The following is a 14,342-nucleotide window of genomic DNA, read 5'->3' as shown; positions in this document are numbered from 1 at the left end:
TGCTTTCCATACCTTCCACTATCCCAGCCCTCCGGAAGTCTTCCCCGCACCGGATCCCGGCTGTGGACGCAGAACACCTTGGCAGGGGCGCCCCCTATAGACTGACCCTCGTGAACAATGCATTCGACCTCTCCGCGTCCTTTAAGGCCTACGACGTCCGCGGCGTCGTAGGCGAGACCATCACCCCGCAGATCGTCGAGGCCGTAGGGGCCGCGTTTGTAGACGCTCAGGGCCTGGCCGGCCAGACGGTCCTGGTGGGCGGTGACATGCGCCCGTCCTCCCCCGAGTTCATCCGGGATTTCGCCCGCGGCGCCACCGCCCGCGGCGCCGATGTGCTCCTGCTGGACCTTATCTCCACAGATGAGCTCTACTACGCCTGCGGTGTGCTCAACGCCGCCGGCGTCACGTTCACCGCCAGCCATAACCCTGCCCAGTACAACGGGATCAAGATGGCCAAGGCCGGAGCCGTTCCCATCTCCTCGGAGACAGGCCTGAAGGAAATCCAGGCGCTCGCCGAACAGTACCTGAACGACGGCGGCATCCCCACGGGAGCGAAGGCCGGGCAGATCTCGGTCCGCGACGTCCTGGCCGACTACGCCGGGTACCTCCGCAACCTCGTGGACCTGTCCGCAATCCGCCCGCTGAAGGTAGTGGTGGATGCGGGCAACGGCATGGCGGGCATGACCACTCCGGCGGTCCTGGGCGACACCATCCTGCCCGGCCTGCCGCTGGACATCATTCCGCTCTACTTTGAACTGGACGGGTCCTTCCCCAACCACCCGGCAAACCCGCTGGAGCCGGAAAACCTGCGGGACCTGCAGGCCGCCGTCGTCGAGCACGGCGCGGACATCGGCCTGGCGTTCGACGGCGACGCCGACCGCTGCTTCGTCATCGACGAAAAGGGCAATCCGGTCAGCCCCTCGGCCGTCACCGCCCTGGTGGCCCGCCGCGAAATCGCCCGCGCCAGGGCTGCCGGCGAGGAAACCCCGGTGATCATCCACAACCTGATCACCTCCCGCGCCGTACCGGAACTGGTCGCGCACGACGGCGGCCGCGCCGTCCGCACCCGCGTGGGCCACTCCTTCATCAAGGCCGTGATGGCCTCCGAGGGGGCCGTTTTCGGCGGCGAGCACTCCGCCCATTACTACTTCCGCGACTTCTACAACGCCGACACCGGCATGCTTGCCGCCATGCACGTGCTCGCCGCCCTGGGTGAGCAGACCCGCAGCCTCTCGGACCTGGCCCGCGAATACGAACCGTACTTCTCCTCGGGCGAGGTGAACTCCCGGGTCGAGGACGTCCCGGCCGCCGTCGCCCGCGTCCGCGCCGAGTTCGAGCGCGACGGCGTCACGGTGGACACTCTCGACGGCGTGACTTTCACGTCCGACGACGGCGCCTGGTGGTTCAACCTCCGCGCCTCCAACACCGAACCCTTCCTGCGGCTGAACGCTGAAGCAGAGGACCTGCCCGCCATGGAGCGGGTCCGCGACCATGTACTGACACTAGTAAGGAAATAGCAATGGCTGATGTAGAACTGAACGGATCGGAACCCTCCGCCGAGGTGCAGGATGATCTGAACTCACTGCTCGGCACCGCGCTGGGCGTCACCCAGGAGCAGCTTGAAGCGCAGGGTGCCTTCCTGCCCGCCGCCCTCGTCGTGCAGAACGACGGCGAGCTGCGGATGATCGCCGTCGCTCCCGAAGACAGCGATGAGGACCTGGATGCGGATTCGATGATCGAGGACCTGTACACGGTTCTGACCGAGCAGAAGGGCGAGAACCGCGCGGTGGCCGTGTTCTCCGATATCCACCTGCCGGAGGAAAACACCGACGCCATCCACATCGTCACCGAGCACTCCACCGGTGTTTGCATCTCCGCCATCCAGACCTACTCGGAGCAGGACGGCGAGTGGACGTTCAACGAACCCATCTGGGAGGGCGGCGAGCCCATCGTCTGGGCCGACGCTGAGTAACAGCTTCCGGAACGACCCAAAGGGAGCCCTGCCGGTTTTTTTGGCGGGGCTCCCTTTTTGCGTGCTCGGAGTGTTTTGGTGTGCGCGGCGCGGCTAGGCGGCGGAGAACCGGTCCTTCAGTTCTGCCAGCCGATCCTGGAGCTCCTGCGGCAGGGTGGGGCCGAAGCGGCTGTACCACTCATCAATGGCGTCCAGCTCGGTGGCCCATTCCTGCGGATCCACACGGACAGCCTGCTCCACGTCCTCCGGAGTCATGTCCAGGCCGGTCAGGTCGAGGGAGTCACCGGTCGGGACGAAGCCGATAGGGGTTTCCACGGCATCGGCCGTGCCCTCAAGGCGTTCGATAACCCACTTCAGCACCCGGGAGTTGTCTCCGAACCCGGGCCAGGCGAAACCGCCGTCGGCGGTGCGGCGGAACCAGTTCACCAGGAAGATGCTGGGCAGCTTCTCCTGGTTGGCCTTGCCGCTGAGCTCGATCCAGTGCCGCAGGTAGTCACCGGCGTCGTAACCCATGAACGGCAGCATGGCCATGGGATCCCGGCGGACCACACCCACCTGGCCCGCTGCGGCGGCGGTGGTTTCCGAGGACAGGGTGGAACCCATGAAGATGCCGCTGGCCCAGTCACGGGACTGCGTCACCAGGGGAACGGTGGTTTTGCGGCGGCCGCCGAAGAGGATCGCCGAGACCGGTACGCCGTTCGGGGAGTGGTATTCCTCGGCCAGCATGTCGATCTGGTCGATCGGCGTGCAGAAGCGCGAGTTCGGATGCGCTGCGGGATGGCCTGCTTCCGGCGTCCAGTCATTGCCCAGCCAGTCGGTCAGGTGTGCCGGGGCGTCGTCCGTCATGCCTTCCCACCACACACCGCCGTCGTCGGTGAGTGCCACGTTGGTGAAGATGGAGTTGCCCTTGGCGATGGCGCGCATCGCATTGGGGTTGGTGCTCCAGCCGGTGCCGGGGGCGACGCCGAAGAGGCCGGCCTCCGGGTTGACCGCGCGCAGCTCGCCTTCGTGGCCGAACCGCATCCAGGTGATGTCGTCGCCGAGGGTCTCGACGTTCCAGCCCTCGATGGTCGGATCCAGCAGGGCGAGGTTGGTCTTGCCGCAGGCGGAGGGGAAGGCCGCCGCCACGAAGTAATCCTTTTTCTCCGGGCTGGTGAGCTTCAGGATGAGCATGTGCTCGGCCAGCCAGCCCTCGTCCCGGGCCATGATGGAGGCGATGCGCAGGGCGTAGCACTTCTTGCCCAGCAGGGCGTTGCCGCCGTAGCCGGACCCGTAGGACCAGATGGAGCGGTCTTCGGGAAAGTGCACAATCCACTTATCGTCGCTGCAGGGCCAGGGGACGTCCTGCTGGCCCTCGGCCAGCGGTGCGCCGACGGAGTGCAGCGCCGGAACGAAGAAGGCGTCCAGTTCCTCCATTTTGCGCAGCACGTCGGTGCCGATGTTGGCCATGATCCGCATGGAGGCCACCACATAGGCGCTGTCCGTGATTTCGACGCCGAACTTCGGGTCCTCAGCATCGAGGTGGCCCATGACGAACGGCACGATGTACATGGTGCGGCCGCGCATGGAGCCGGAGAAGAGTCCGTTGAGCTTAGTGCGCATCTCAGCCGGGGCCATCCAGTTATTGGTGAACCCCGCGTCTTCCCGCTTTTCCGAGCAAATGAATGTCTGCTCTTCGACCCGGGCCACGTCCTTGGGGTCCGAGAAGGCGGCAAACGAGTTCGGGAAGGTCTCGGGGTTCAGCCGCACCAGGGTGCCGGCTTCCACCAGTTCATCCGTGAGGAACCGGTTTTCCTCTTCGGAACCGTTGACCCAGTACACGCGGTCAGGCTGCGTCAGCTCGGCGACTTCCGCCACCCACTCAAGGAGGGCCCGGTGGGTGGTGGGGGCAGCAGCTCCCCCGGTAGTGCTGTCCAGCGGCTGGTTCGCAGCATTTTCGCCGTTCTCATCAAGAACAAGCTGACGCGCGTCATCGCCCATGACTCTTCCCTTCGTTGGGTCAGTGGTGTGTTTTGATGCTAGTTGTGCCTTTCGTGCCGCTTTGCCGGAAAAGATCGCACCTTATTCCGCCGGAAGGTGATCGGCCCCACAAATCCAAGAGATATCGGGCCTCATTCCCGCACTGATGTGATGAAGGTCACATAGACCGGTCTAGTTTTTGGAGGCCAGCATCCCCGATTGGCGCTGCCCGCAAAAGCCCGCTATAGTTATCTACGGCCAAACAGCCACGGAACAACTTGAAACGCTCCGGCTGAACGGGTGAAAATCGGTTCGCTGAAGTTTGATAGAATAGTTCTTATGCGTGCGTAGCTCAACGGATAGAGCATCTGACTACGGATCAGAAGGTTGGGGGTTCGAATCCCTTCGCGCGCACCACTCGGACCCGGTCCGATCAGGTAACTGATCGGACCGGGTTTTTTGTTGTCTCTGGATACCCACTCCAGCTCTGCGTAGTGTGGTCGGTAAGCAACCGGGCCGGCACTCTGCGCCGGAAGTCCTTTCCCTCAGCGGCCGGACCATAAGGGACGCGGCATGACCAGTCCGAATTCCACGGAGTTACCGTCGGTACTCATAGATCTCGTGTTGGAGAGCCCGGACGTCCAGGATTTCCTCAACAGGTCAGCGGTCCTGGCCGCCCGGGAACTCTCCGGGCCCGACAGTCCCGTCTCCTGCGCCGTAACGCTCCTGTATAAATCCCGGCCCCGTGTCGTAGCCAGCAGCAGCGATGAGGCCACGCTCATGGATGAAATCCAGTACTCCTATGGCGACGGCCCCTGCCTTACCGCAGCACACAGCGGTAAGACGGTCCTTGTGGAGGACCTGGCCGCGGAACAGCGCTGGCCCGACTACACTAGCGAGGTTTCCCGTCACGGCCTCCGCTCCCTCCTTGCCGTACCCATTGCCCTGTCCGGCGACTACCTCAGCGCCTTGAACCTGTACGCAGACCGCGAAGACGCCTTCCCCGAAGCAACGGTGCAGGCGGCTGAGAGTTTTGCCCGGCATTCCGCGGCGGCTGTGCGGCTGGCCATCCGCATTACAGACACAGCCTCGAGGGCAGAGGACCTGATCGCAGCCATGCGCTCCCGCACCACCATAGACATTGCCATCGGCATCATCATGGGCGAGAGCCGGTGCTCCCAGCAGCAGGCTTTCGAGGTGCTGCGGGCGGCGTCCAGCCACCGGAACGTGAAACTGCGCGAGGTTGCCGAATCGGTTGTGGCGTCGGTGAACGGGCGTCCCGCGGAAACGCATTTCGACGGGTAAGCCGGGCGGAGCGGTTGCCCCGCAGCGGGGGTAGTGCAAGGCTCGGGCCCATGACCGAGACTATGCCCGAGACCGTGCAGACTGACGTTGTTGTTATTGGAGCCGGCGCCGTGGGTGAAAATGCCGCGGACCGCATTGTGCGCGGCGGACTGTCCGCCGTCCTGGTGGAAGCGGACCTGGTTGGCGGGGAATGCTCCTACTGGGCGTGCATGCCGTCCAAGGCGCTGCTGCGGCCCGGCACCGCCCTCCGGGAAGCCCGCTCGCTGGCCGGATCCCGCGAGGCCGTGACCGGGACACTGGATGCCGCCGCCGTCCTGGAACGCCGGAACTCCTTCACCTCCAACTGGGATGATGCGGGGCAGGCCGAGTGGGTGGCCGGCGCCGGCATCGACCTGATCCGGGGCCGGGCACGGCTCGCCGGAGAACGCGAGGTGGAAGTTGCAGCCACTGACGGCCGGACACTGCGCATTTCCGCACGGCACGCCGTCGTCCTCGCCACCGGGTCCGCCCCGGCCGTTCCTCCTATTGAGGGTCTGGACACCGTCGATTTCTGGGGCACCCGCGAGGCAACTTCGGCGGCGGAGATCCCCGCCCGCCTGGTGGTTATCGGCGGCGGGGTGGCCGGCGTCGAACTGGCACAGGCCTACGCCCGGCTGGGCGCAAAGGTGGTGCTGCTGGCCCGGCACGGTATTCTGGGGAGCTTCCCGGAACCGGCCCGCATGCTGGTAGCGGAAGGACTCGGGGCAGACGGCGTTGAGGTGCGCGCCTCGGCGTCCCCCGCCTCCGTTCGCAGGACCGACGACGGCGGCGTGGAAGTCACCCTCGAAGACGGCGGAACCGTGACCGGGGATCGGCTGCTGGTGGCCACGGGGCGCCGCCCCGCACTGGCCGGGCTGGGACTGGAAACCGTGGGCCTGGGAACGGAGATGCTGGACACCGACGGGTCCGGCCGGGTCGCAGGCATTGACGGAGGATGGCTGTACGCCGTGGGCGACGCCGCGGGAAAGGTCCTGCTCACCCACCAGGGCAAATACGAGGCACGCGCCGCCGGTGATGCCATTGCGGCACGCGCCAAGCAGGAACCCGGCAGCGCGGAACCGGATGCCTGGAGCCGGTTCACGGCAACCGCGGACCGTTTCGCTGTGCCGCAGGTCGTGTTTACCGATCCGGAAGCCGCAATGGTCGGCCGGACCGTCGAGCAGGCCCGCGAAGACGGGATCAACGCCTCCGAGACATCCCTGGACATCGCCGTCGCGGGTTCTGCGCTGTACGCCGATGAGTACCGCGGCTGGGCGCAGATGGTCGTGGACGAGGATCGGCGGGTGCTGGTTGGCGTCACGTTCGCCGGCCCCGGCGTCTCCGAACTGCTCCATTCGGCCACCATCGCCATAGCCGGGGAGGTTCCGCTGGACCGCCTCTGGCACGCCGTGCCCGCCTATCCCACCATCAGCGAGGTGTGGCTCCGACTCCTGGAGAAATACGGGCTGTAGGTTCCGCGGCACTCGGGAAGCATGTGGTTAAGGTCTCCGAGGACATATTTGTACTGACTAGTCAGTTTCCCGTAGGTTTGCAGATGCGCCTCTGACGCGTGCAGGCGCACAGCAATCCCTAGGACCCGAGGCGAAGACCATGCTCAGTGCGGAAACCCTTTATGTGAAGGGGCGCCACAGCGCGCTCCTTTCCTCGACCTCGCTTATGGTCGATACCGGCCAGCTGCTCCTGGTCTCCGGTGAGGACCAGTCCACCCGGACAGCCCTGGCACTGGTGCTCTCGGGCCGGATGCGCCCCACCTCCGGCGCCGTCCAGTGGCGACGCACTGCCCGGCTCAAGCATCTGCGCCGGCACTCCGCTCTCATCGATTCACCGCAGGTCAACGAACCGGAGCGGCATTTCCGTGTCCGGGACCTCGTGGCGGAGGACCTTTCGCTGATCCCGCGCCGGAACCGTCCGGGCAGAAATGCCGCCGGCTGGCTATCCGACGCCGGTCTGGCAGAGCTGGCACCGCAGTGGATGGAGGAACTCTCCTCCGCTGTACGGCTGGACCTGCTGGCCCGTCTGGCGCTGGCAGATTCTGCGGTGGAGCTGCTGGTTTTCGATTCCCCTGACCGCCACGATGCCGACGCCGGCTCCTGGCTGCCCGTGCTGGCCGACAGCGTGTCTGCGTCTTCCCGGCCGGTGACCGCCGTGGCGGTGGTGGCGCAGATCCCGCCCGATTGGACCGGGCCCGCCGCGTACGTGGGCGCTGACATGGCCGAAGCCGTACTCGCGGCAGGCGGCAACCCCGCCGGGGAACCCGGCACCAACGAAGAACCCGAACTCCCCGCGGACGCTGAAACCACCCCTGCCACCGCAGATACCGCTGCCCCCGCAGATACCCCCGCCACCGCCCACGAGCCCGCCGACGCTGCCGTCAGCGCCGCCGCCGGAAACGGGGTTTCCGCATGACCGCCCTCCGCTTGGCCCTTGGCGAGCTGCGGCGCATGACCGCCGGGACCCTGCCGAAACTGGCCATCCTCGCCCTGTCCCTGGTACCCCTGCTGTACGGTGCCGTCTATCTCTATGCCAACTGGGATCCCTACGGAAACCTCGACGGCGTCAAGGCCGCACTGGTCATCGAGGACGAAGGCGCGGACACGGCTGACGGCCGGCTCGACGTCGGCGAGACGGTCCGGGACAGCCTGCGGGAGGACGCCACCTTCGACTGGGAAACGGTGGACAGTACGGCTGCCGCGGAGCGGGGCGTGAAGGACGGCACCTATCAATTTGCCCTCACCGTCCCGGAAGACTTTTCCGCCAGCCTGGCTTCGACGTCGGACTTCGGTGCCGCCCGCCAGGCGAACCTGCACGTCACCACCAATGACGCGAACAACTATCTGCTCAGCAGCATTGTGGACAAGCTCAGTGCCTCCGTTCACGACAGCGTGGCCACCGACGTCGGCGAGGAAACGGCCAACCGGCTGCTGACCGGTTTCAGCACCGTGCACAGCCAGCTGGAACAGGCTGCGGACGGTGCGGGCCAGCTGGCTGACGGTGCGGCTTCGGCCGATTCCGGGGCGGCCGAGCTCTCCACCGGCCTGGGTTCCCTGTCCACCGGAGCAAGCGCGCTGGTAACCGGCCAGGACCAACTGGTGGCGGGAGCCAACCAGCTGTCCACCGGAGCCGGTGGTCTTTCCGCGGGTGCCAACCAGCTGTCCTCCGGAGCTTCGGAGTTGTCCTCCGGCCTGGGTCAGCTGTCATCTGCCACGGCCCTGCTTCCCCAGCAGACCCAGCAGCTGGCCGACGGCGCCCGGCAGGTGGCGGCCGGAACCGCCACCTTGGAATCCACCGTGACTGCCTCCGCCGACGCCGCACGCCAGGGCGTCACCGACGCGGTGGCACGGCTGGTCCAGCAGGGTGTCCTGACTCCCGAGCAGGCCGGCGCACTCCAGCAGGAACTCTCCGCAGCTCCGTCGGGCGCCGCGGGCACCTCGGGACTGGAGCAGCTGCAGGCACTGGCGGACGGGGCTGCAGCCGTTTCATCCGGCGCGGACCAGCTTGCCGCCAGCTCCCCGCAGCTCACCTCGGGAATCGCTGCCGCGAATGACGGGGCTGGCCGGCTCTCCGGCGGCGCCGCCGACCTGGCAGCGGGGGCTGCGGAGCTCTCCTCCGGAGCCGCTGATCTGGCGGTCGGGGAACAGCAGGCACTGGACGGCTCCCGGGAACTGGCAGCCGGCGCTGAAACCGCCGCCGCAGGCGCCGGTACCCTCCAGGACGGGCTGGGCCAGCTTCGGGACGGGGCCTCCGAGCTGTCCCAAAAGCTGACAGACGGTGCGGGCGGCGTCCCGCACCCGAATGACAAGGAGCGAACCACGGCCTCCACGGTCATTGCCGATCCCCTGACCGTCAGCACGGTGAACCAGGCGGAAGCAGGCAGTTACGGCGCGGGCCTTGCCCCTTATTTCCTGACCCTGGCCATGTGGGTGGGTATCTTTATGCTCGCTCAGGCAATGCGGCCCATCAGCCTGCGGGCGCTGGCCTCCAACGCTCCGGCCTGGAAGATTGCTCTGGGCGGCTGGCTGCCGTTCCTCACCGTCTCGCTGGTCCAGGCCACCCTGCTCTATGCCGTAGTGAACCTCTGGCTGGGGTTGGATCCTGCCCATCCGGTCTTGGCGTGGGGGCTGCTGCTGATGGCATCCATGGCCTTCTCGGCCCTGATCCAGGGCATCGTCGCGCTACTGGGTTCCGTGGGCAAGTTCGTGGTTCTGGTGCTGCTGGTGCTTCAGCTGGTCTCCTCCGGAGGCACCTTCCCGTGGCAGACCATCCCTGCACCGCTGCACCTGGCCCATGATGTCCTGCCGATGGGGTACATGGTGACCGGACTGCGGCAGCTGCTGCACGGCGGCCAGCTTTCGCAGGTTGCCGGCGTCGCCGTCGGACTACTGGCCTACACCGCTGCCGGGCTCCTGCTCTCCCTGCTGGCGGCACGCCGGCACCGGCTGTGGACCCTGAAGACACTGCAGCCGGAGATCGATATCTAGGCCGGTATCAGGCCCGGCGCACCACGAAGTCGGTCACCCGGGCGTCGCGGCCGTCAAGTTCGGCCCACGGCAGCGCGTGCTCCATGACGGTGAGGCCCGACGTCGGATACCGCGTGGCCATGTCCATGACGGCGTCCTCGTCCGAGTCCGCGGACGCCAGGCGCATGGCCAGGTCCTGGACCCCGGGAAGATGTGCAATGACGAGCAGGCTGGTGACCGTGTCCGGTACGTGGTTGATCAGGCTGAGGATCCGCTCGGGTGTCGCAGCATAGAGACCGTCCTCGAGCTTTGCGGTGGGCGCCTTGTCCCCGAGTTCCTTGCAGACCCAGGTGCAGGTCTGCCGGGCCCGCAGCGCCGAGGAGCACAGGATGAAGTCCGGGATGCTCCCATGCTCACGCATCCATTCACCCGCCAGCGGGGCGTCCCTGTGTCCCCGCCCGGAGAGGGGGCGCTCATGATCCGGCACGTCGCGCGGCCAGTCCGCCTTGGCGTGGCGCAGGAGCTGGAGTTTTCTGAGGTGGTGGCCGGTCATTCGCCAAGTCTAGCCGCGGACGGAGCCCCCACTCCGTCCGCGGACCGGCCGCGGTGCGTCAATGCTGACGATGCTGACGATGCTGACGATGCTAGAGGCTAGATGCTGTACTCGGGCGCGGCCCAGACAACCACTTCGGGGTGCTCGTAGAACCGGTACCCCTGTCCGCGGACCGTGCGGACAGTGTTGGCCAGACGGCCCAGTTTGGAGCGCAGGCGCCGGATGTGGACGTCAATGGTGCGTTCGTTCGGCACCTCCTCGGCGTTGCGCCACAAGCCGGCGAGCAGCTCTTCGCGTCCGACCGTGCGGCTTCCGTTTTCGACGAGGTAGTTCAGCAGTTCGAACTCCTTGAACGTCAGGTTCAGCGTGTCCCCGTCAAGGTGCACCTCGCGGCGCGACAGGTCAATCAGGACGCCTGTGGGGCGGAGGGCGGCCGGAGGCTGGGGTGCGGGTGCATGCTGCGGAGCGGGCTGCCGCCGGGCGGCCGTGGGATCTCCGAGAGCCTGACGGACGACGTCGATATCCCTGCCGGTGGCATTGGCAGGGGCAAGCGCTACGGCGGCATGGGTCTGGGCAGTGGGAACCAGGCTCTGGACGTGCGCCCGGATTTCGGAGGCGAGCTTGCTCAGGGACGTCCCGTTGGCTGCAGCACTGTCCTCGTCAAGGCCAACGTAAATAACAAATCCGCGTGCAGCAGTGTCATTGCTGACGGACTGCGGTCCCGGAATGCCGTTAGGTGTGACCACCTGCATGGGGGCGGTCATGGGGGCGGAGACGGGGTTCGCATCCTGGCCGGATACGGCCCGAAGCCGGCGCGCGCCGGTGCCGCTGGTGGGGGGAACGTTGTAGGACTGGTTCCCGAACTGCGCTCCGCCATAGCCGCCGGAAAACGCTCCGGCGGATTGGCGCGGGGAACCTGCTCCGGCGCGGTTCTGCGCATTGCGCAGGGAGATGTGGACGTAACCGGATGCTACTGACATGTGGGACCTCATCGTGAATTGACGTCATCACGGCTCGATTGCTGGGGGTGTGCCCGGTCGAGACGGCGCCTATTATGCCCGTGGCGGGCCTGAGTCTTACCTATGGATGGGGGTGGTTCCAGAGGTATGCATTCGACAACAGCTAGTCTCCTCCGCGGCTGGAAGGCCACCGGCGAAGACTGCGACTGATGCTGCCGTGTTGGTGTTCACACTCCGGATTATTGCATGTAACAAAGGATGTCGCGCAAGTAATAATGGTTCGTTTGTCTCACATAGTGGACCATATGTGTCGTTTTGTGACGCACTTCACAGTAAGTAGCCATGAATAGGTATGCGTGGATATGTATAAGTCCTAAATCAATTTCGCTCAAACATGGGCCCGCCTCGGGGCAATATTGAGTGGCAGCAACAAAAAAGCATCCGCTCCGTAAGTGCATTTACGGAGCGGATGCTCGTCAAGCATCAACTGGCTGTCCACATAGTGGACGTACTGGTATGTGCCGCTGCAAGCGCCATGCCGCCGCCCACAGGTGCGGCGGCGGGCCGGCGTCGGAGTTAGACGATGCCGTACAGACGGTCTCCGGCGTCGCCCAGACCCGGAACGATGTAGGCGTTCTCGTCAAGGCGTTCGTCGATGGAGGCCAGGACCACGGTGACGTTAGCGTCCTGCAGCTCCTCCTGGAGCACGGAGAGGCCTTCCGGAGCGGCAAGCAGGCAGATGCAGATGACCTCGGCTGCGCCGCGCTTGAACATGAACTTGATGGCTTCGCGCAGGGTACCGCCGGTGGCCAGCATTGGATCCAGGACGAAGACCTGGCGGCCGGTGAGGTCATCCGGAAGCCGCTCGGCGTAGGTGATGGCTTCCAGTGTTTCTTCATTCCGGGCCATGCCCAGGAACCCGACCTCGGCCGTGGGGACCAGGCGGGTCATGCCTTCGAGCATGCCAAGGCCGGCGCGCAGGATGGGAACCACCAGCGGGGTCGGCTTGACCAGGCCCGTGCCGACGGCGGAGGTGACGGGAGTCTCGATCGGAACCGGCTCCACGCGGACGGTCCGGGTGGCTTCATAGGCCAGCAGGGTGACCAATTCTTCCGTCAACTGCCGGAAGATCGGTGACGGGGTGTCCTTGTCGCGGAGAACGGTGAGTTTGTGGGCAACGAGGGGGTGATCCACTACAAGTACGCGCATACTTCAAAACTACCATTGCAGCCCTCCCCTTTCTGCGTTCGCCCGGGTGTGCGGACATGGGGGACGATGGCAGGCATGGAGTCTCTTTCCCGAACACACGAGGCCTGGATGGACCTTGCCCTGGCCGAGGCCCGCCGGGCGCTGGAAACCGGCGACGTACCCATCGGCGCCGTCGTCCTGGGACCGGACGGAGAGGTGCTGGGCACCGGGCGCAATGAGCGGGAGGCCACCGGAGACCCGACCGCCCATGCGGAGGTGCTCGCCATCCGCGACGCCGCCGCCAAGGTGGGTGAATGGCGCCTGGCCGGCTGCACGCTGGTGGTCACTTTGGAACCGTGCGCCATGTGCGCCGGAGCCATTGTGCTTGCCCGGGTGCCCCGGGTGGTGTTCGGGGCGTGGGACGAGAAGGCAGGAGCCTCCGGTTCCGTGTTCGACATCCTGCGTGAGCGGCGCCTGAACCACTGGGTGGAGGTGTTCCCCGGCGTACGCGAAGAGGAAGCCGCACGCCTGCTGCGGGACTTCTTCGGCTCAAAGCGCAACTCCTAACGTTCCCCGCGGCGGTATTTATACGTAGGCTTACGAATTCCGGACCGCTACAACCCAAGGAGTTTCCGCAATGGCATCAGAGCAGGATGGACGCGACACTGTCGTCAAGATTCTCGAGAAGGCCAAGATCGCCACGCTCACCACCGTGGACCTGCAGGGAAACCTGGTCAGCCGGCCGCTGCAGCTGCAGGAGGCGGATGCGGACGGCAACCTCTGGTTCTTCACGCCGGACCCCTCCCCCAAAGCCGACGAGGTCCGTGCCAATCCGCACGTGAATGTCGCCATCAATGACTCGGAGGGCTTCCTGTCCATCAGCGGCACGGCCACGCTGACCAAGGACCAGGGGAAGATCTCCTCCTTGTGGAAGACCTCGGTGGAGGGTTGGTTCGAGAAGGGCCGCGAAGACCCCTCGGTGGCTCTGCTCAAGGTGGACTCGGACACCGCCGAATACTGGGCATCCGATGAACCCAAGATCGCCAGCCTGTTCAAGATCGGCAAGGCCGCCGTCACCGGAGGCACCCCCGACATCGGCAAGAACGACGTCGTCGACCTCTAGTTCGAGGGTGCTGGCTGCGCTGCTTTTGGGAGTTGGGGCTTCGACCCGGTAAGGTTGACGCGTTGGTGACGTGTCCGAGCGGCCGAAGGTGCAACACTCGAAATGTTGTTTGGTGTAAAAGCCAACGTGGGTTCAAATCCCACCGTCACCGCCAGATGAGAAAGACCCCGGTTCCCTTGTTTTGCAAGGGAACCGGGGTCTTTTGCTTCGTCCGGAGGAACCAGGGGTGCCGTCCGCTCCGCCGCCGCCGTACCAGCCGGTAGTGGTTTCCCGGACGGAGCGCGGTCAGCCTATTTTCTCGAAAGAGAAGACTTCAGTCGTCATGCCGAGGCGAACCGTGAGCCAGCGCATGCTGTTGGCGCCCTCTCCGATTTCGAAGCTGAACCGTGATCCCGGTGCCAGCTCTGATTCCACGGCTTCGTTGTTGGATTCATCAATGCCTCTGATCAACAGCAGCTGGCTACAGTCTGAAGTTTTGATGTTCACCCCCCAATACGACGGGGTCTTTGAACTTCCATGTTCATATCTTCCATTCGCCTCGGTGACCGTGCATGCAATCGATGCCCGATGACTGTCATTGCTGTCCCAGGCGGTGATCGTGAGGGGACCTGCAACGAGCAGCAGGCCCAGAAAAACGACACCGAGGATCACCGTCCGGAGAAACCAGACCTTCCCCCGTCCCAGCACCGGTGGCTTGCCCGTTGGACGATGCCGACCCGCGTGCCCGGCTGACGGTGAATCGTTCATTTCATTTTCTGGCTGCACGTCTTCCTTCGTTTCCTTCAGG

13 protein-coding genes and 2 tRNA genes are annotated in these 14,342 nt (G+C 65.5%); 10 read left to right on the top strand and 5 right to left on the bottom strand.

The annotated features are described in order from the left end of the window. Nucleotides 1-110: 110 nt before the first annotated feature. Both GD627_RS15415 and GD627_RS15410 read left to right on the top strand, forming a co-directional pair. On the top strand, nt 111-1,517 hold the full coding sequence (locus tag GD627_RS15415) for a phosphomannomutase/phosphoglucomutase (RefSeq protein WP_425481937.1): 1,407 nt from the start codon (nt 111-113) through the stop codon (nt 1,515-1,517). 2 nt (nt 1,518-1,519) lie between these two features. Continuing rightward, the gene (locus GD627_RS15410) at nt 1,520-1,972 is read left to right on the top strand and encodes a hypothetical protein (protein ID WP_146364118.1); all 453 of its coding nucleotides are present in this window, start codon (nt 1,520-1,522) and stop codon (nt 1,970-1,972) included. Nucleotides 1,973-2,065: 93 nt separating this feature from the next. Here the strand turns inward: GD627_RS15410 and GD627_RS15405 are convergent, their stop codons facing one another. Then, entirely contained in the window at nt 2,066-3,952 is a 1,887-nt protein-coding gene (locus GD627_RS15405; RefSeq protein ID WP_152273263.1) for a phosphoenolpyruvate carboxykinase (GTP), read from the bottom strand. A gap of 320 nt (nt 3,953-4,272) precedes the next feature. Between GD627_RS15405 and GD627_RS15400 the strand changes: the two genes are divergently transcribed. From GD627_RS15400 to GD627_RS15380, 5 genes are all read left to right on the top strand, one after another. Then, nucleotides 4,273-4,348: transfer RNA gene (locus GD627_RS15400), tRNA-Arg, on the top strand. Nucleotides 4,349-4,504: 156 nt separating this feature from the next. Then, the gene (locus GD627_RS15395; protein ID WP_152273262.1) at nt 4,505-5,236 is read left to right on the top strand and encodes a GAF and ANTAR domain-containing protein; all 732 of its coding nucleotides are present in this window, start codon (nt 4,505-4,507) and stop codon (nt 5,234-5,236) included. A gap of 50 nt (nt 5,237-5,286) precedes the next feature. Beyond that, on the top strand, nt 5,287-6,726 hold the full coding sequence (locus GD627_RS15390; protein ID WP_246165557.1) for a dihydrolipoyl dehydrogenase family protein: 1,440 nt from the start codon (nt 5,287-5,289) through the stop codon (nt 6,724-6,726). A 139-nt stretch (nt 6,727-6,865) separates the two neighbouring features. Further along, entirely contained in the window at nt 6,866-7,681 is an 816-nt protein-coding gene (locus tag GD627_RS15385; RefSeq protein WP_152273261.1) for an ABC transporter ATP-binding protein, read from the top strand. Next, nucleotides 7,678-9,753: a YhgE/Pip domain-containing protein gene (locus GD627_RS15380; protein ID WP_152273260.1), complete on the top strand. Its 2,076-nt coding sequence runs from the start codon at nt 7,678-7,680 to the stop codon at nt 9,751-9,753. The genes GD627_RS15385 and GD627_RS15380 overlap by 4 nt, the downstream gene beginning before the upstream one ends. A 7-nt stretch (nt 9,754-9,760) precedes the next feature. On the opposite strand, the gene GD627_RS15375 is transcribed toward GD627_RS15380, so the two are convergent. The 3 genes from GD627_RS15375 to upp all read right to left on the bottom strand — a co-directional run bounded on the left by GD627_RS15375 (nt 9,761) and on the right by upp (nt 12,453). After that, on the bottom strand, nt 9,761-10,285 hold the full coding sequence (locus GD627_RS15375) for a SixA phosphatase family protein (protein WP_146364107.1): 525 nt from the start codon (nt 10,283-10,285) through the stop codon (nt 9,761-9,763). Nucleotides 10,286-10,383: 98 nt separating this feature from the next. Then, a complete protein-coding gene (locus tag GD627_RS15370) occupies nt 10,384-11,265 on the bottom strand; it encodes a winged helix-turn-helix domain-containing protein (RefSeq protein WP_152273259.1) in 882 nt (293 codons plus the stop codon). Nucleotides 11,266-11,820: 555 nt separating this feature from the next. Further along, nucleotides 11,821-12,453 (bottom strand): uracil phosphoribosyltransferase, encoded by a 633-nt coding sequence (gene upp / locus GD627_RS15365; RefSeq protein WP_146364103.1) that lies wholly within the window; start codon nt 12,451-12,453, stop codon nt 11,821-11,823. 75 nt (nt 12,454-12,528) lie between these two features. Here upp and tadA point away from each other — a divergent pair, with 75 nt between their 5' ends. The 3 genes from tadA to GD627_RS15350 all read left to right on the top strand — a co-directional run bounded on the left by tadA (nt 12,529) and on the right by GD627_RS15350 (nt 13,709). Then, nucleotides 12,529-12,999 carry a tRNA adenosine(34) deaminase TadA gene (tadA, locus tag GD627_RS15360; protein WP_146364101.1) on the top strand — a complete coding sequence of 157 codons (471 nt, stop codon included), beginning with the start codon at nt 12,529-12,531 and terminating at the stop codon, nt 12,997-12,999. 70 nt (nt 13,000-13,069) lie between these two features. Further along, a complete protein-coding gene (locus GD627_RS15355) occupies nt 13,070-13,555 on the top strand; it encodes a pyridoxamine 5'-phosphate oxidase family protein (RefSeq protein WP_152273258.1) in 486 nt (161 codons plus the stop codon). Nucleotides 13,556-13,619: 64 nt separating this feature from the next. Further along, nucleotides 13,620-13,709 (top strand) — tRNA-Ser (locus tag GD627_RS15350). Nucleotides 13,710-13,840: 131 nt separating this feature from the next. Here GD627_RS15350 and GD627_RS15345 read toward each other — a convergent pair. Then, nucleotides 13,841-14,320 carry a hypothetical protein gene (locus tag GD627_RS15345; protein ID WP_146364097.1) on the bottom strand — a complete coding sequence of 160 codons (480 nt, stop codon included), beginning with the start codon at nt 14,318-14,320 and terminating at the stop codon, nt 13,841-13,843. Nucleotides 14,321-14,342: the final 22 nt, after the last annotated feature.

Origin of the sequence: Arthrobacter yangruifuii (genome assembly GCF_009192775.1) — a bacterium.
In the GTDB taxonomy this organism is placed as follows: Bacteria; Actinomycetota; Actinomycetes; order Actinomycetales; family Micrococcaceae; genus Arthrobacter_B; species Arthrobacter_B yangruifuii.
This window is presented reverse-complemented; position numbering and strand designations above follow the sequence as displayed.